This is a genomic window from Prevotella sp. P2-180, assembly GCF_002251435.1.
In the GTDB taxonomy this organism is placed as follows: domain Bacteria; phylum Bacteroidota; class Bacteroidia; order Bacteroidales; family Bacteroidaceae; genus Prevotella.
In genome coordinates this window covers 32919-47842 of record NZ_NPJI01000038.1, presented here as the reverse complement: position 1 = coordinate 47842, position 14924 = coordinate 32919, and the positions used below count along the sequence as shown (strand labels likewise).

10 protein-coding genes and 2 tRNA genes are annotated in these 14924 nt (G+C 45.1%); all 12 read left to right on the top strand.

The features are described 5' to 3' along the window. The first annotated feature begins 6 nt into the window (after positions 1 to 6). The 12 genes from CIK98_RS07070 to asnS all read left to right on the top strand — a co-directional run bounded on the left by CIK98_RS07070 (position 7) and on the right by asnS (position 14889). A complete protein-coding gene (locus tag CIK98_RS07070; protein ID WP_094383562.1) occupies positions 7 to 1425 on the top strand; it encodes a peptidylprolyl isomerase in 1419 nt (472 codons plus the stop codon). 14 nt (positions 1426 to 1439) lie between these two features. Then, the gene (locus CIK98_RS07065; RefSeq protein WP_094383561.1) at positions 1440 to 2867 is read left to right on the top strand and encodes a peptidylprolyl isomerase; all 1428 of its coding nucleotides are present in this window, start codon (positions 1440 to 1442) and stop codon (positions 2865 to 2867) included. 5 nt (positions 2868 to 2872) lie between these two features. Next, the gene (locus tag CIK98_RS07060; protein ID WP_094383560.1) at positions 2873 to 4543 is read left to right on the top strand and encodes an OstA-like protein; all 1671 of its coding nucleotides are present in this window, start codon (positions 2873 to 2875) and stop codon (positions 4541 to 4543) included. 3 nt (positions 4544 to 4546) lie between these two features. Then, on the top strand, positions 4547 to 6409 hold the full coding sequence (gene mutL, locus CIK98_RS07055) for a DNA mismatch repair endonuclease MutL (RefSeq protein ID WP_094383559.1): 1863 nt from the start codon (positions 4547 to 4549) through the stop codon (positions 6407 to 6409). A gap of 15 nt (positions 6410 to 6424) precedes the next feature. After that, on the top strand, positions 6425 to 7261 hold the full coding sequence (locus CIK98_RS07050; protein WP_141210456.1) for a hypothetical protein: 837 nt from the start codon (positions 6425 to 6427) through the stop codon (positions 7259 to 7261). Between the two features lie 98 nt (positions 7262 to 7359). Continuing rightward, positions 7360 to 7434 (top strand) — tRNA-Val (locus tag CIK98_RS07045). A 189-nt stretch (positions 7435 to 7623) separates the two neighbouring features. After that, a complete protein-coding gene (pepT, locus tag CIK98_RS07040; RefSeq protein WP_094383557.1) occupies positions 7624 to 8850 on the top strand; it encodes a peptidase T in 1227 nt (408 codons plus the stop codon). Between the two features lie 31 nt (positions 8851 to 8881). Further along, positions 8882 to 10246 carry a TrpB-like pyridoxal phosphate-dependent enzyme gene (locus CIK98_RS07035; RefSeq protein ID WP_094383556.1) on the top strand — a complete coding sequence of 455 codons (1365 nt, stop codon included), beginning with the start codon at positions 8882 to 8884 and terminating at the stop codon, positions 10244 to 10246. A gap of 135 nt (positions 10247 to 10381) precedes the next feature. Continuing rightward, positions 10382 to 10456, top strand: a tRNA-Val gene (locus tag CIK98_RS07030). A 167-nt stretch (positions 10457 to 10623) separates the two neighbouring features. Then, positions 10624 to 11970 carry an adenylosuccinate lyase gene (gene purB, locus CIK98_RS07025; protein WP_094383555.1) on the top strand — a complete coding sequence of 449 codons (1347 nt, stop codon included), beginning with the start codon at positions 10624 to 10626 and terminating at the stop codon, positions 11968 to 11970. A gap of 49 nt (positions 11971 to 12019) precedes the next feature. Beyond that, positions 12020 to 13447 carry a pseudouridine synthase gene (locus CIK98_RS07020; RefSeq protein ID WP_094383554.1) on the top strand — a complete coding sequence of 476 codons (1428 nt, stop codon included), beginning with the start codon at positions 12020 to 12022 and terminating at the stop codon, positions 13445 to 13447. A gap of 47 nt (positions 13448 to 13494) precedes the next feature. Beyond that, the gene (gene asnS / locus CIK98_RS07015) at positions 13495 to 14889 is read left to right on the top strand and encodes an asparagine--tRNA ligase (RefSeq protein ID WP_094383553.1); all 1395 of its coding nucleotides are present in this window, start codon (positions 13495 to 13497) and stop codon (positions 14887 to 14889) included. Positions 14890 to 14924: the final 35 nt, after the last annotated feature.

Sequence of the window (14924 nt, the reverse complement as noted above, 5' to 3'; positions counted from 1 at the left end):
CGAATTATGAAGATATTATTCACCTTTGTCTCAATATTGGTGGCTATTGCCGCCAATGCACAAACTGCTGGTGATCCAGTGGTAATGACTGTCAACGGCATACCTGTCAGCCGTTCGGAATTTGTTTATTCCTACTCCAAGAACAATGGCGATGGTGTGATTGACAAGAAAACCGTAGAGGAATATGCCGACTTGTATGTCAACTACAAACTGAAAGTGGCTGCCGCTCTCGATGCACGTCTTGACACATTAACGTCATTCAGAAAAGAATATGCTCTCTACAGAAACAAACAGTTGATGCCGCAGATTGTTACCGACAACGAGATGCTCGAAGAGGCAAAGAGAATATATGAAGACCAGAAAAACCGTATAGGGCCGGAAGGGCTCATAAAACCGGCACATATCCTGCTGAGGCTTAGCCAACAGGCTTCTGCTGAGGAACAGCAAACAGCAAAGACGCGTATAGACTCCATATACGACGCCTTGATAAAAGGGGCTGATTTTTCTGATATGGCACGTAAGTATTCTGATGACCTTGGGTCGGCACGCAACGGCGGTACACTGCCTTGGATTGCCAAGAACCAAACCCTGAAGGAATTTGAAGAACAGGCGTTTGCATTGCAGACAGGACAGATGAGCACACCTTTCCTGTCACCAGTAGGTTACCATATCATACAAATGAAAGACAGAAAGCAACTCGAACCCTTTGACACGCTTCGTAGCGATATTCTTCAGTTTATGGAGAAAAGAAACATAAGAGAGTCAATAGCAATGAGAAAAGTCAATGCTATGGTAGAGAACTCAAATGGTTCACTTACAGAAGTACAGGCAATAGAGCAGATAGCCGATTCTGTATGTGCCGTGGACTCAGACATGAAATATCTGTTCCAAGAATATCACGACGGACTACTGCTATATGAAATCAGCAACCGAACCGTGTGGGAGAAAGCAGCAAAGGACAAGGAGGCCTTGGAGGCATATTTCAAGGCTAACAAAAAGAAATACAAATGGACAGAACCAAGATATAAGGGAATAGCATACTTCGTGAGAAATGGCGAGGATGTGAAGAAAGTGAAGAACTGTATAAAAAATCTTGACTTTGCCGACTGGAATGAAGCATTGCGTTCTACCTTTAATGCCGATAGCCTAAAACGGATAAAGGCAGAAAAAGGTATCTTTAAAAAGGGTGTAAATGCAGTGGTAGACAAAATGGTGTTCAAATGCGACACTACATTTAGCATGCCAGATGGATTTGTTGAGGCTGCCGTATATGGCAAGAAACTCAAAGCTCCAAAACACTATACCGACGTGGAAGGTCTTGTCGTGTCTGACTTACAGGAAAAACTCGAAAAGGAATGGATAGCAGAATTGAGAAGACGCTACCCTGTAAGCATAAACAAAGAAGCATTGAAAACTATTCGATAAATTTGACATAAATAATGAAAACAAGTATTAGACTATATTCATTAGCTTTCCTTGCCATTATCGGTATCGCATCTATGGCCAAAGGACAGATGGCTGGCGATACTGAAGCAACAGACACTACAACCGTAGACTCCGTGAAGGAAGTGCCGGAAACAGCCATCGTTGACGAAGTGATATGGGTCGTAGGCGACGAAGCCATACTGAAAAGCGACGTGGAAGCTATGCGTCTTCAAGCTGCACAGGATGGACTGAGATGGAACGGGGATCCAGACTGCGTGATACCAGAACAGATAGCAGTACAAAAACTTTACCTCCATCAAGCCGCAATAGACAGTATTGAAGTGTCGCAGTCGGAAGTGTCACAGATGGTTGACCAACAGATAAACGGATGGATACAGATGATTGGCTCAAAAGAAAAGCTGGAGGAATACAAAAAGCAAACTGTGACTCAAATGCGTAACGAGCTCAACGATGTGGTAAAAGACCGACTAATGGCCCAGAAGATGCAGAAGCAACTCGTAGAGGATATATCGGTAACTCCCGCCGAAGTGCGAAAATATTTCAGCACCCTTCCTGAAGACAGCATTCCATACGTACCAACGGAGGTGGAGGTGCAGATTATCACACAGACACCAAAAATTGAACAGCAAGAGATAAACAGGGTGAAGGAGACTCTTAGAGATTTCACCGATAGAATAACACGAGGCGAATCGTCATTCACAACCCTTGCGCGCCTGTATTCGGAAGACCCCGGAACTGCAAGGCAGGGCGGTGAACTTGACTATACAGGCCGAGGCATGCTCGACCCTGCATTCGCCAATGTGGCCTTCAACCTCACCGACCCGAAGAAGGTATCAAAAATTGTAGAATCTGAATTCGGTTATCATATCATTCAGCTTATTGACAAGAGAGGCGACAAGATTAAGGTACGACACATACTCATGAAGCCACAGGTGTCTGACGAAGCCGTAGAGAACTGCCTCAACCGCCTGGACTCAATACGCAACGACATCACTGCCGGCAAATTCACATTCGAGGAAGGTGCAAGCTACATCTCTGACGACAAAGACACAAAAAACAACAAGGGATTGATGTCGAACGCAACAGAGATGACGCGTACTTCCAAATTCCGTATGCAAGACCTTCCATCTGAAATAGCTATTGTGGTAGACACCATGAAGGTGGGAGAGGTCTCGGCTCCTTTCTCACTTATCAACAACAGAGGCAAGCAGGTGTGTGCCATAGTGAAACTCAAGAACCGCGTTGATGGTCATAAAGCAAAAATCACAGAAGACTTTCAGGTGATGAAAGAGGTGGTGGAGAATAAACGCAGGGCAGAGAAACTACATAAGTGGGTGGTAGACAAGATTAAGGTCACATATGTGCGCATTAATCCAAGATACAAGGACTGCAAGTTTGAATATGACGGTTGGATAAGATAGGCGATATGTCAAAAAGAAGTGTAATTTTCCTGACTGCCTTCTGTATCTTCGGACTAACGTTCGCCATAGTACCGCAGAAAAAGAAAAGAACTCGAAAGGTACAGAAGACGGAAGACAACAGGGTGTATCTCATACACTCGGACATGTTGTCTTATGACCAATATAAAAATCCTGACGCACAAATCCTTAACGGACATGTGCAGTTCAAACATAATGGAGCCAAACTGTTCTGCGACAGCGCTCATTTCTATGAGGCCTCGAATTCTTTCGAGGCCTTTGGCAATGTTAAGATGTATCAAGGCGACACCTTGACTCTCTTCTCTGACTATGCCTACTATGACGGCAACGAGCAGATGGCAGAGGCAAGATTCAATGTGGTGCTGACACATAGAAAATCCAAATTATATACCGACAGTCTTAACTTCGATAGACTTTACAATATTGGATATTTTTTCGAAGGAGGAAAACTTGTTGACAACGGAAGTGTCCTCACATCTGACTGGGGAGAGTATGATACAAAGACCCGTATGGCGGTATTTAACTATGATGTAAGATTGAGAAATAAAAAATTCTATCTTACATCAGACACTCTGTATTACGACACGGGGAAATCTCTGGCACATGTAATCGGACCTTCAAACATTACATCAGGCAATAGTCATATATACACCGAAAATGGATACTACAATACCAAGACGGACTATTCTGAATTGTTTGGACGGTCGGTAATGAAAGACAAAGGCAAGTCGGTCATTGGAGACAGCGTGTATTACGACAGCAAAAAAGGCACGTCGGAAGCTTTCGGAAATGTTATATACACTGATTCAATAAACAAGAATAAACTAACAGGAGATTATTGCTGGTATGACGAAAATACCGGATATGCCATGGCAACAAAACGTGCCGTGGCCATCGACTTCTCACAGAAGGATTCATTGTATATGCATGCCGACACTTTCAAAATCTATACTTTCAACATCAACACTGACTCGGTATATAGGAAAATACATGCTTATAACCATGTAAGGGCATACCGCATCGACGTACAGGCTGTATGCGACTCGTTGGTTTACAACTCAAAGGATTCATGCATGACTATGTACCGTGACCCAATAGTATGGAATGGCAACCAACAACTATTGGGTGAGGAGATAAAGGTATTTATGAAAGATTCCACTGTCAATCGCGCCCATGTAATAGGACAGGCCCTGTCGGTAGAGCAAATGCCGGACACGATACATTACAACCAAATTTCATCAAAGGAAATGTTGGCGTACTTCAATAACGGGGAACTCAATGAGGTGGAGTCTATCGACAACGTGCAGATTATATACTATCCAATCGACGATAGTGACAGTACAATCATTGGACTCAATTATACAGAGACAACAAAAATGAGAATGTTTCTGGAAAACAGGAAGATGAAAAAGATATGGATGCCAAAGGCCACAGGTACACTATATCCTCTCCCGCAAGTACCGCCAGGTAAGTTCTTCCTGCAAAACTATGCCTGGTTTGACTATATACGCCCGCTTGACAAAAATGATATCTTCAATTGGCGGCCAAAGAAAGGCGGCTCGGAAATAAAACCGGAAAAGCGACGCTCCGCACCTCTGCAGCACCTGAAGCCTCTTGAACAATCGTCTACATCGTCCGAAAACAAAAAATCAGAATAATCTATGTCAGACATAATACAACTTCTTCCAGACTCAGTGGCAAACCAAATTGCGGCAGGCGAGGTGATACAACGACCGGCCTCCGTAATAAAAGAACTTGTGGAAAATGCTGTTGACGCAGGAGCTAAATCTATAGACGTCGTCGTTGTCGATGCCGGAAGAACTTCTATACAAGTCATTGATGACGGAAAAGGTATGTCGGAAACCGATGCACGCCTTGCCTTTGAACGTCATGCCACGTCGAAAATAAATAAGGCTGACGATCTCTTCGCCCTTCACACAATGGGATTTAGAGGCGAGGCCCTGGCTTCTATTGCCGCTGTGGCGCAAGTGAAGTTGAAAACGCGTCATAAGGACAATGAGATAGGCAGCGAACTAGAAATCTCTGCCTCGAAGATAGTCAGACAAGAACCAGTATCGTGCCCTGTCGGGTCTAACTTCATGGTGGAAAACTTGTTTTTCAACGTGCCTGCAAGAAGAAAGTTCCTGAAAACCAACAGCACGGAACTCAATAATATCTTGACTGCATTTGAAAGAATAACACTCGTTTACCCTGAGATAGCATTCACTCTTCATAGTAACACAACGGAACTAATAAATCTCAGGCCAGGAAATCTGCGACAACGTATCGTTGACGTTTTCGGCAAAAAACTCAACCACGACCTGCTGCCTGTGGAAGTGAACACTCAAATGTGCAACATATCTGGTTTTGTGGGAAAACCAGAGTCGGCAAAGAAAAAATGTACACAACAATTCTTTTTTGTCAACGGAAGGTATATGAAGCACCCGTACTTCCACAAGGCGGTGATGAATGCTTTCGAAAGACTTGTTCCTGTTGGCATGCAGGTGCCTTATTTTATATACTTTAATGTCAACCCAGGCGACATCGATGTCAATATTCATCCTACAAAAACAGAAATAAAGTTTGAAAACGAACAGCCGATATGGCAGATCCTCACAGCGGCTATCAACGATGCTATTGGCAAATTCTGTGAGATACCGTCAATTGACTTTGACACAGAGGGACAACCTGATATGCCTCTCTTCGACCCATCTCAGGAAATCATCGCCCCACCACAACCGAAATACAATGCCGACTATAATCCTTTTAGGCCATCTGAGACAGAGAGGCGTCATAACGTGCCTGACAAATGGGAAGACCTGTATAGAAATATAGGTTCTGACTCTAACACTCAAGAAGAACCTCAATTGTTCCCTATGTCTGACGATGACTCTTACACAGAGATTATGCCACATGACAACGGACAACAGATTGTTTATGAAAACAACGAACTCACAGACCGTTCACCCGCACACTATCAGTACAAGGCTACATACATCATGACCGCAGTAAAGTCGGGTTTGATGATTATCGAGCAACACAGGGCAGACATGAGGATAAAATATGAACGATATCTTCAGCAGATGTGCACGCAGTCAGCACATGTCCAACAGGTGTTGTTTCCTGAAGTAGTACATTTCCCGGCTTCATCAGCCGTGATTCTAGACAAAGTACTTCCAGAACTGGCAAAAATGGGTTTTGATTTGTCTGACCTTGGACAAGGTAGCTACTCTATTAATGGTGTTCCTGCGGGTATGGAAGGCATTGACTACAGGACATTGCTGGTGAATATGGTGGCAGAGGCAGTGGAAAAAGGCTCTCCCTCATTAGAAACCATACATAAGTCGCTGGCACTCACCATGGCACGCGTTGCTGCAATTCCAACAGGACAAATACTGACAAATCTTGAGATGGAGTCGCTTGTAAATGAGCTTTTCGCCTGCTCCAATGTCAACTATACCCCTGACGGAAAGGCCATACTCTGCATCTTGCCTCAAAGTGAAATCGAACAATTAATGGGATAAATATAAAAAATGAATATGAAAAAATTTTTTTTAATAACCTTTGGTCTTCTTGTCGCTATTGGCGCAGTAGCTCAGGATGATATCGATATTTCATCGCTTGAGGATGACGGACAGATGGAACAGCAGTCTGGATGGAACACCAATGCTGTAAAGCATAATAATGTCATCACCAACTCGTTCTTTAGCAACTGGTTTGTATCTCTCTCTGCGACAGCTTCGGCTTTTTATTCCGACAATGAGCCTGAAGCGCTGTCAGGAAGCCCACTCAAGGAGTTCAGAAACAACCTCGGACTGTCATTTGCCATCGGCAAATGGTTTACACCAGGATTGGGACTTAGAACAAAGATGAACGGCTTCTGGGGAAGAAACGTCATTTCAGATAAGGCATCCGATAATTCCATTAACTATCTGGCGCTACAAGAACAGGCGTTATTCAATCTTAGCAACATGGTATACGGATATAATCCTTCGAGAAAATACAACTTCGTACCATACATTGGATTCGGATTCTCAAGGAATATTAGCCACAACGAAAACTCACTTAGTTACTCTCTTGGTTTGCTTAACAGTCTTTCCTTGTCCGAAAAGTTGTCTCTTTCCCTGGATATCAATTACAGCAGGGCGCAGAAGACGGCATCTCGCCTTGTTCCATTCTCCACGCTGAACATGGAAATTGGACTATCATATAATATAGGTGGAGGCAAATGGAAAAAAGCACCCGACGCTGAAGCCTTACATGAGATGTACCAGATGGAGATAGAAGCTATCAATGCACAACTTGAAGACGAGCGAATGGAAAACGAAAATCTTCGACAACAACTCGAATCAAAGGATGAAAATGTGGATAAATGATAGGATAGGGAACTTTTTTCACTAATAAAGTAAAAAAGTTCCCGAAAAATTTGGTGGAATGAAAAAAAGTACGTACCTTTGCACCCGCAATAAAGAAAGGGCGCTTAGCTCAGCTGGTTTAGAGCATCTGCCTTACAAGCAGAGGGTCGGGGGTTCGAATCCCTCAGCGCCCACACAAGCAAAGAGGTTTCCAATACGGAAACCTCTTTTCATTTTCCCTAGGCTTAACTCCTTAACTCCTCATCTCCTGAACTCCTCATCTCCCATAAATATGAATAAAAATAAAAGTTTTTGGACTTTTATTTTGTATTTCGCTCGAATATCATTATCTTTGCCAACAAAAACTGAAAACTTATCTTATAATGGAATTAACAGAACGATTTATCGAATACACAAAATTTGACACCCAGTCTTCTGAAGAAAGCTCTTCGGTGCCAAGTACAGGAAAGCAATTGGTGTTTGCAGAGTATCTGAAAAAAGAACTTCTGCGAGAAGGATTTGATGACGTTATTCTTGACGGGAAAGGCTATCTTTATGCTACTTTGAAGGCTAATGTCAAAAATCTCAACGCACCAGTAATAGGATTTATCAGTCACTACGACACTTCACCTGATTGCAGTGGCGCAAATATCAAAGCTCGTATTGTGAAAAACTACGACGGAACAGATATTCAACTTTCTGAAGGTATTGTTTCTTCACCTAAACGCTTCCCTGAATTGCTCAGTCATGTGGGCGAGGATCTTATCGTTACTGATGGCCACACGCTGCTCGGAGCCGACGATAAGGCCGGTATCGCGGAAATCGTTCAGGCAATGTGCTACCTACGTGACCATAAGGAAATACCACATGGCGACATACGCATCGCATTTAACCCTGACGAGGAAATCGGATTGGGAGCACACAACTTCGATGTCGAACACTTTGGTTGCGAATGGGCATATACCATCGACGGAGGTGATGTGGGAGAATTGGAATACGAAAACTTCAACGCTGCTTCCGCAAAAGTGGAAATAAGGGGTGTAAGCGTGCATCCTGGATACGCTAAGGGTAAAATGATTAATGCCAATAAACTCGCCGTAGAGTTCGCGTCGATGTTGCCGGCAGACGAGACTCCGGAGACAACGGAAGGCTATGAGGGATTTTACCATCTCATAGGCATGCATACTAATACTGAGTCAGCCAACCTTTCTTATATTATACGCGACCATGACAGGCAACGCTTTGAAGCCAGAAAAAGGACTATTGCAGAATGTGCAGAAGTCCTGAACAAGAAATATGGCGACGGTACGGTTATTGCAGAAGTAAAAGACCAATACTATAACATGAAGGAGATGGTAGAGCCTCAAATGCATGTGGTTGACATCGTTCTCAAAGCTATGCAAGAATGTGGGGTGCAACCTAAGGTGCAGCCTATTCGCGGCGGCACGGATGGAGCACAGCTTAGCTTCCGCGGATTACCATGTCCAAATATCTTTGCCGGTGGAGTTAATTTCCATGGCCCTTATGAGTTTGTCAGCGTCCAGTCTATGGAAAAGGCAATGAATGTAATCGTGAAGATTTGCCAAATAGCTGCTGAATATAATAAGTAGGAAATATTACATAAACTTGAATAATAAAAATATGTCAAAACAAAAGAAATTCATCCTTACTGAGGAACAAATCCCAACACAATGGTACAACATTCAGGCAGACATGCCCAACAAGCCTCTGCCCCCACTCAATCCAGCCACTCACCAGCCTCTTACCGCCGATGATCTCAGCCATGTCTTTGCGTCGGAATGCGCCAAGCAAGAGCTTGATGTTACAAACGCGTGGATTGACATTCCAGAACCTGTGCTTGAAAAGTATAAGTACTATAGGTCTACTCCTCTTGTACGTGCCTATGCATTGGAGGAAGCTCTCGGCACTCCAGCTCACATCTATTTTAAAAACGAGTCTGTCAACCCACTCGGTAGCCACAAAGTCAACTCCGCCATACCTCAATGCTATTACTGCAAGCAGGAAGGCACGACAAATGTCACCACTGAGACAGGTGCCGGACAGTGGGGTGCCGCGCTGTCATATGCCGCAAAGGTATTCGGACTTGACGCTGCCGTATACCAGGTGAAGATTTCTATGGAGCAAAAGCCTTACCGCAGCTCTATCATGCGCACTTTCGGCGCGGCTGTAACTGGTTCGCCGTCTATGTCGACAAGGGCAGGAAAAGATATCCTTACCGTCGATCCTACTCACCCTGGTTCTCTCGGAACTGCAATTTCAGAAGCCGTAGAACTTGCCACAACAACTCCAAACTGTAAATATACGCTCGGCTCTGTATTGAGTCATGTCACCCTTCACCAGACCATCATCGGTCTTGAGGCAGAAAAACAAATGGAAATGGCAGGTGAATACCCTGACACTATCATAGCTTGTTTCGGCGGAGGTTCAAACTTTGGTGGACTGGCTTTCCCATTCATGCGTCATAACATTCTAGACGGGAAGACAACTGAATTTATTGCAGCAGAGCCTGACTCTTGTCCGAAACTTACGAGAGGCGTGTTCCAATATGACTTTGGTGATGAGGCTGGCTACACACCGCTAATCCCGATGTTTACCCTCGGACATAAGTTCAAGCCGGCAAACATTCATGCTGGCGGCTTGAGATACCATGGAGCAGGTAGCATCGTAAGCCAACTTATCAAAGACAAGATGATGCATGGTGTCGACATCCCTCAGCTTGAATCCTTCGCGGCCGGAATGCTTTTCGCACGTACCGAAGGCATCATTCCCGCTCCGGAAAGTTGCCATGCCATAGCTGCTACCATACGTGAGGCCAATCGTTGCAAGGAGGCTGGAGAGAAGAAAGTTATTCTTTTCAACCTTTCAGGACATGGTCTTATCGACATGTCGTCATACGACAGATACATCAACGGCGACCTGCAGAACTATGCCCTTACCGATAAGGAAATACGTGAAAACGTAGCTTCTCTCGATAAGATCATATAATTATTTTAGGAGTTAAGGAGTTAACGCCCAAAATAACTCCTTAACTTCTAAAAAGAACAAAAAATCTAAAAAAAGTCTGAGAAAAATTTGGTGGAATGAAAAAAAGTACGTACCTTTGCACCCGCAATAATAAAAGGGCGCTTAGCTCAGCTGGTTTAGAGCATCTGCCTTACAAGCAGAGGGTCGGGGGTTCGAATCCCTCAGCGCCCACAAGGATAGAGGTTTCTTAATGAAACCTCTTTTTTTGTATCATGTCATTTCAACATGCTTTTTTTGTTTTTTTTATTCTTTTTCTTTGGTTATTCCGAAAAAACTACGTACCTTTGCAGCCTAAAAGAACAAAGCGTAGAAATTACACCTTATTATATATTATAGGAATGGAATTGGATATACTCACCGCTATCTCGCCTATAGATGGCAGATATAGAAGTAAAACAGAACCTTTGGCATGCTATTTTTCCGAGTTTGCCTTGATAAAATATCGCGTGCGTGTTGAAATAGAATATTTCATCACACTCGTTGAACTGCCCTTGCCTCAACTCGCCAGTTTCCCAGTAGACAAGATCGAGACACTGAGAGACATCTATCGTCATTTCAACGAAGAGGCAGCGTCAAGGGTGAAGACTATTGAGCAAACAACAAACCATGACGTAAAGGCTGTAGAGTACTATATTAAAGAACAATTCGATGCCATCGGAGGACTTGAGCAATATAAGGAGTTTATCCATTTCGGACTTACATCGCAAGATATCAACAACACCTCTGTGCCTCTGTCGCTAAAAGAAGCAATCGAAGAGGTATATCTGCCAACATTGCAGCGCCTTGTTGATGATCTTAAGCAAAAGGCTGAAGAATGGGCTGATGTGCCTATGCTCGCAAAGACTCATGGCCAACCAGCTTCACCGACAAGACTCGGTAAGGAAGTTCAGGTGTTCGTATACAGACTGGAACAACAGATAGATTCGCTGAAGGCATTGCCTTACACTGCAAAGTTCGGCGGTGCAACAGGAAATTTCAACGCTCACCATGTGGCTTATCCACAATATAACTGGCATGCCTTTGCCGATAAGTTTGTGGCTGAGAAGCTTGGATTAAAACGTGAGCAATTCACAACTCAGATATCAAATTATGATTGGCTTGGGGCCATTTTCGACGCTATGCGACGAATAAACACCATCATAATAGACCTCGACCGCGACTTCTGGATGTATATCTCCATGGAGTACTTCAAGCAGCGCATAAAGGCTGGTGAGGTGGGCTCAAGTGCCATGCCACACAAAGTAAACCCCATCGACTATGAGAATAGTGAAGGAAACCTTGGTATTGCTAATGCCATCTTGCAATTCCTTGCGGCAAAACTGCCAGTTAGCCGTTTGCAGCGCGACCTTACAGACTCTACAGTCTTGAGAAACGTTGGAGTGCCTGTCGGTCATAGCATCATTGCCATTGAAAGCACACTGAAGGGGTTAGGCAAACTTATACTCAACGAACAAAAATTGTTTGAAGACCTTGACAACACATGGGCTGTAGTAGCAGAAGCTATTCAGACAATACTGCGCCGTGAGGCATATCCTCATCCTTATGAGGCACTAAAACAGCTCACTCGCACAAACAAACCAATGAACAAGGAACTAATACATGAGTTCATCGAGACATTGAATGTGCCTGAAGATGTAAAAGAAGAACTACGTGCTATTACACCACATAACTATACTGGTGAATAAAATTCAATAGGCCGCGAGGCCCTAATGTAAATTAAAAAATCCAATAATCATGGAAGAAAACGAAAAGAAACAGGAACAAGAGACACAACAGGGTGGTTATCAGCCTAATTTCCGCCCTCAGGCAGGACGTTCTCCACGTCCACGCATTAATCAGCCGCGCCCTTATGCCAACACAGGGGCTGGCAATCAGTACAAGTCAAATCAGCAGGGCGAGGAAGAAGGCTTCAGACCGGAAGGCTTTGGAGCTGCATTGCAGGGCGGAACACAACAGCCGCGCTCTTCTTATCGTCCACGCAACAGCTATAATAATCAAGAAGGAGGTTATCAGCGTCCGCAAGGCGGCTATCAACAGCGTCCGCAAGGCGGTTATGGCTCACAGAACGGATATGGTCGCTCACAAGGTCAGGGCGGATATGGTCAGCAAGGTGGCTACGGCCGTCCCCAGCAGGGCGGTTACGGTCGTCCTCAGCAAGGTGGATACGGTCGTCCTCAGCAAGGTGGATACGGTCGTCCTCAGCAAGGTGGATACGGTCGTCCTCAGCAGGGCGGATACGGTCGTCCTCAGCAGGCTGGCTACGGTCGTCCTCAGCAAGGCGGATACGGTCGTCCTCAGCAGGGTGGTTATGGTCGTCCTCAGCAGGGCGGTTACGGTCGTCCTCAGCAGGGCGGATATCGCAGACACACTCCGGGATATGATCCAAACGCAAAATACAGCCTTAAGAAACGTATTGAATATAAGGAGGAGAACTACGATCCAAACGAGCCGATTCGTCTTAACAAGTATCTTGCAAATGCAGGTGTTTGCAGTAGACGAGAAGCCGACGAATATATACAGGCAGGTGTCGTAACCGTCAATGGTAATGTAGTGACTGAACTCGGCACAAAGGTACTGAGAACCGACGAGGTGAAATTCCACGAGCAGCCGGTAAGCCTCGAAAAGAAGGTTTACGTCCTCTTGAACAAGCCAAAGGACTATGTCACTACTTCCGACGACCCACAGCAGCGCAAGACTGTTATGGACCTTGTGAAAAACTGCTGCAAGGAGCGCATATATCCTGTTGGTCGTCTAGACAGAAATACAACCGGAGTGCTTCTCCTCACCAACGACGGAGACATGGCATCAAAGCTCACACATCCAAAGTTCCTCAAGAAGAAGATTTATCACGTCTACCTCGACAAGAACGTCACAGCTCATGACATTCAGTCAATACGTGATGGAATCACACTCGAAGATGGAGAAATCAAGGCCGACGCATGTGAGTATGCTGACCCTATAGACAAGAAGCAGGTAGGCATAGAGATTCACAGCGGCAAGAACCGTATTGTTAGACGTATATTCGAGTCTCTCGGCTATAAGGTTACCAAGCTCGACCGCGTACAGTTTGCCGGACTGACAAAGAAGAACCTTCGTCGTGGCGACTGGAGATACCTCACAGAGGAAGAGGTAGACCGCCTGCGCATGGGTGCCTACGAATAATACTAGGGAAACCTACACTTTGACACAATATCTATTATATTAAAGGTATGAAAAGAACTAGAATTGTCGACGCCCTGAAACTGAAGGCTCAGAATCAGGAAGTGACCGTGGCAGGTTGGGTAAGGACCCACCGCTCGTCAAAAGCCGTTGACTTCATTGCACTGAACGATGGTTCGACGATAAACAACATTCAAGTAGTCGTTGACCCATCTTCATTCGATGCAGAACTCCTGAAGCAGATCACAACAGGTTCCTGCATCTCCGCCACAGGCCTCCTGGTCGAGAGTCCCGCCTCTGGACAGGCTGTGGAGCTCCAGTGCAAAGAGGTGAAGCTTTTAGGAGCATGTCCTTCCGACTATCCCATGCAAAAGAAAGGACAGACATTCGAGTACATGCGACAGTACGCCCACCTGCGTCTGCGCACAAACACGTTTGGCTGTGTGATGCGCATCAGACACAACATGTCTATTGCCATTCACAAGTATTTCCACGACCATGGGTTCTGCTACTTTCACACACCCATCATTACGGCATCCGACTGCGAGGGAGCAGGACAGATGTTCCAAGTGACAACCAAAAACCTTTACGATCTGAAAAAAGGGGAAGACGGTAAGATTATCTACGACGACGACTTCTTCGGAAAGCAGACGTCTCTCACCGTGAGTGGACAGCTTGAAGGAGAACTTGGAGCAACGGCACTCGGAGCCATATACACCTTTGGCCCCACCTTCCGTGCCGAGAACTCAAACACTCCGCGTCACCTCGCCGAGTTCTGGATGATAGAACCGGAAGTAGCGTTCATTGACTTGAACGACCTCATGGATCTCGAAGAGGACTTTATTAAATATTGTGTAAGGTGGGCGCTCGACAACTGTGCCGACGACCTCGCCTTCCTCAACAAGATGGTGGACAAGACCCTCCTTCAGCGTCTTAACTCAGTAGTCAACGAGTCGTTTGTTCGTCTTCCTTACACCGAAGGAATAAAAATCCTTGAGCAGGCAGTGGCGGATGGACACAAGTTCGAGTTCCCGGTATCATGGGGAATGGACCTCGCTTCAGAGCACGAACGCTACCTCGTCGAGGAGCACTTCAAGAAACCGGTCATCATGACCGACTACCCGAAGGACATCAAGGCGTTCTACATGAAGATAAACGACGACGACCGCACAGTCCAGGGTACAGACGTGCTATTCCCGCAAATAGGTGAGATCATCGGAGGTTCAGTCCGTGAGGAGAACTATGACAAACTCATGTCAGAGATAGAACGTCGCAACATCCCTATGAAAGACATGTGGTGGTATCTCGATACAAGAAAGTTCGGTACATGTCCACATGGCGGCTTCGGACTAGGCTTTGAGCGGCTCATTCTCTTCGTAACAGGAATGCAGAATATTCGTGACGTTATCCCGTTCCCAAGAACACCGAAAACGGCAGAGTTCTGAAAATACAAAAAAAGGCTAAAATCTCGTTAAATAAG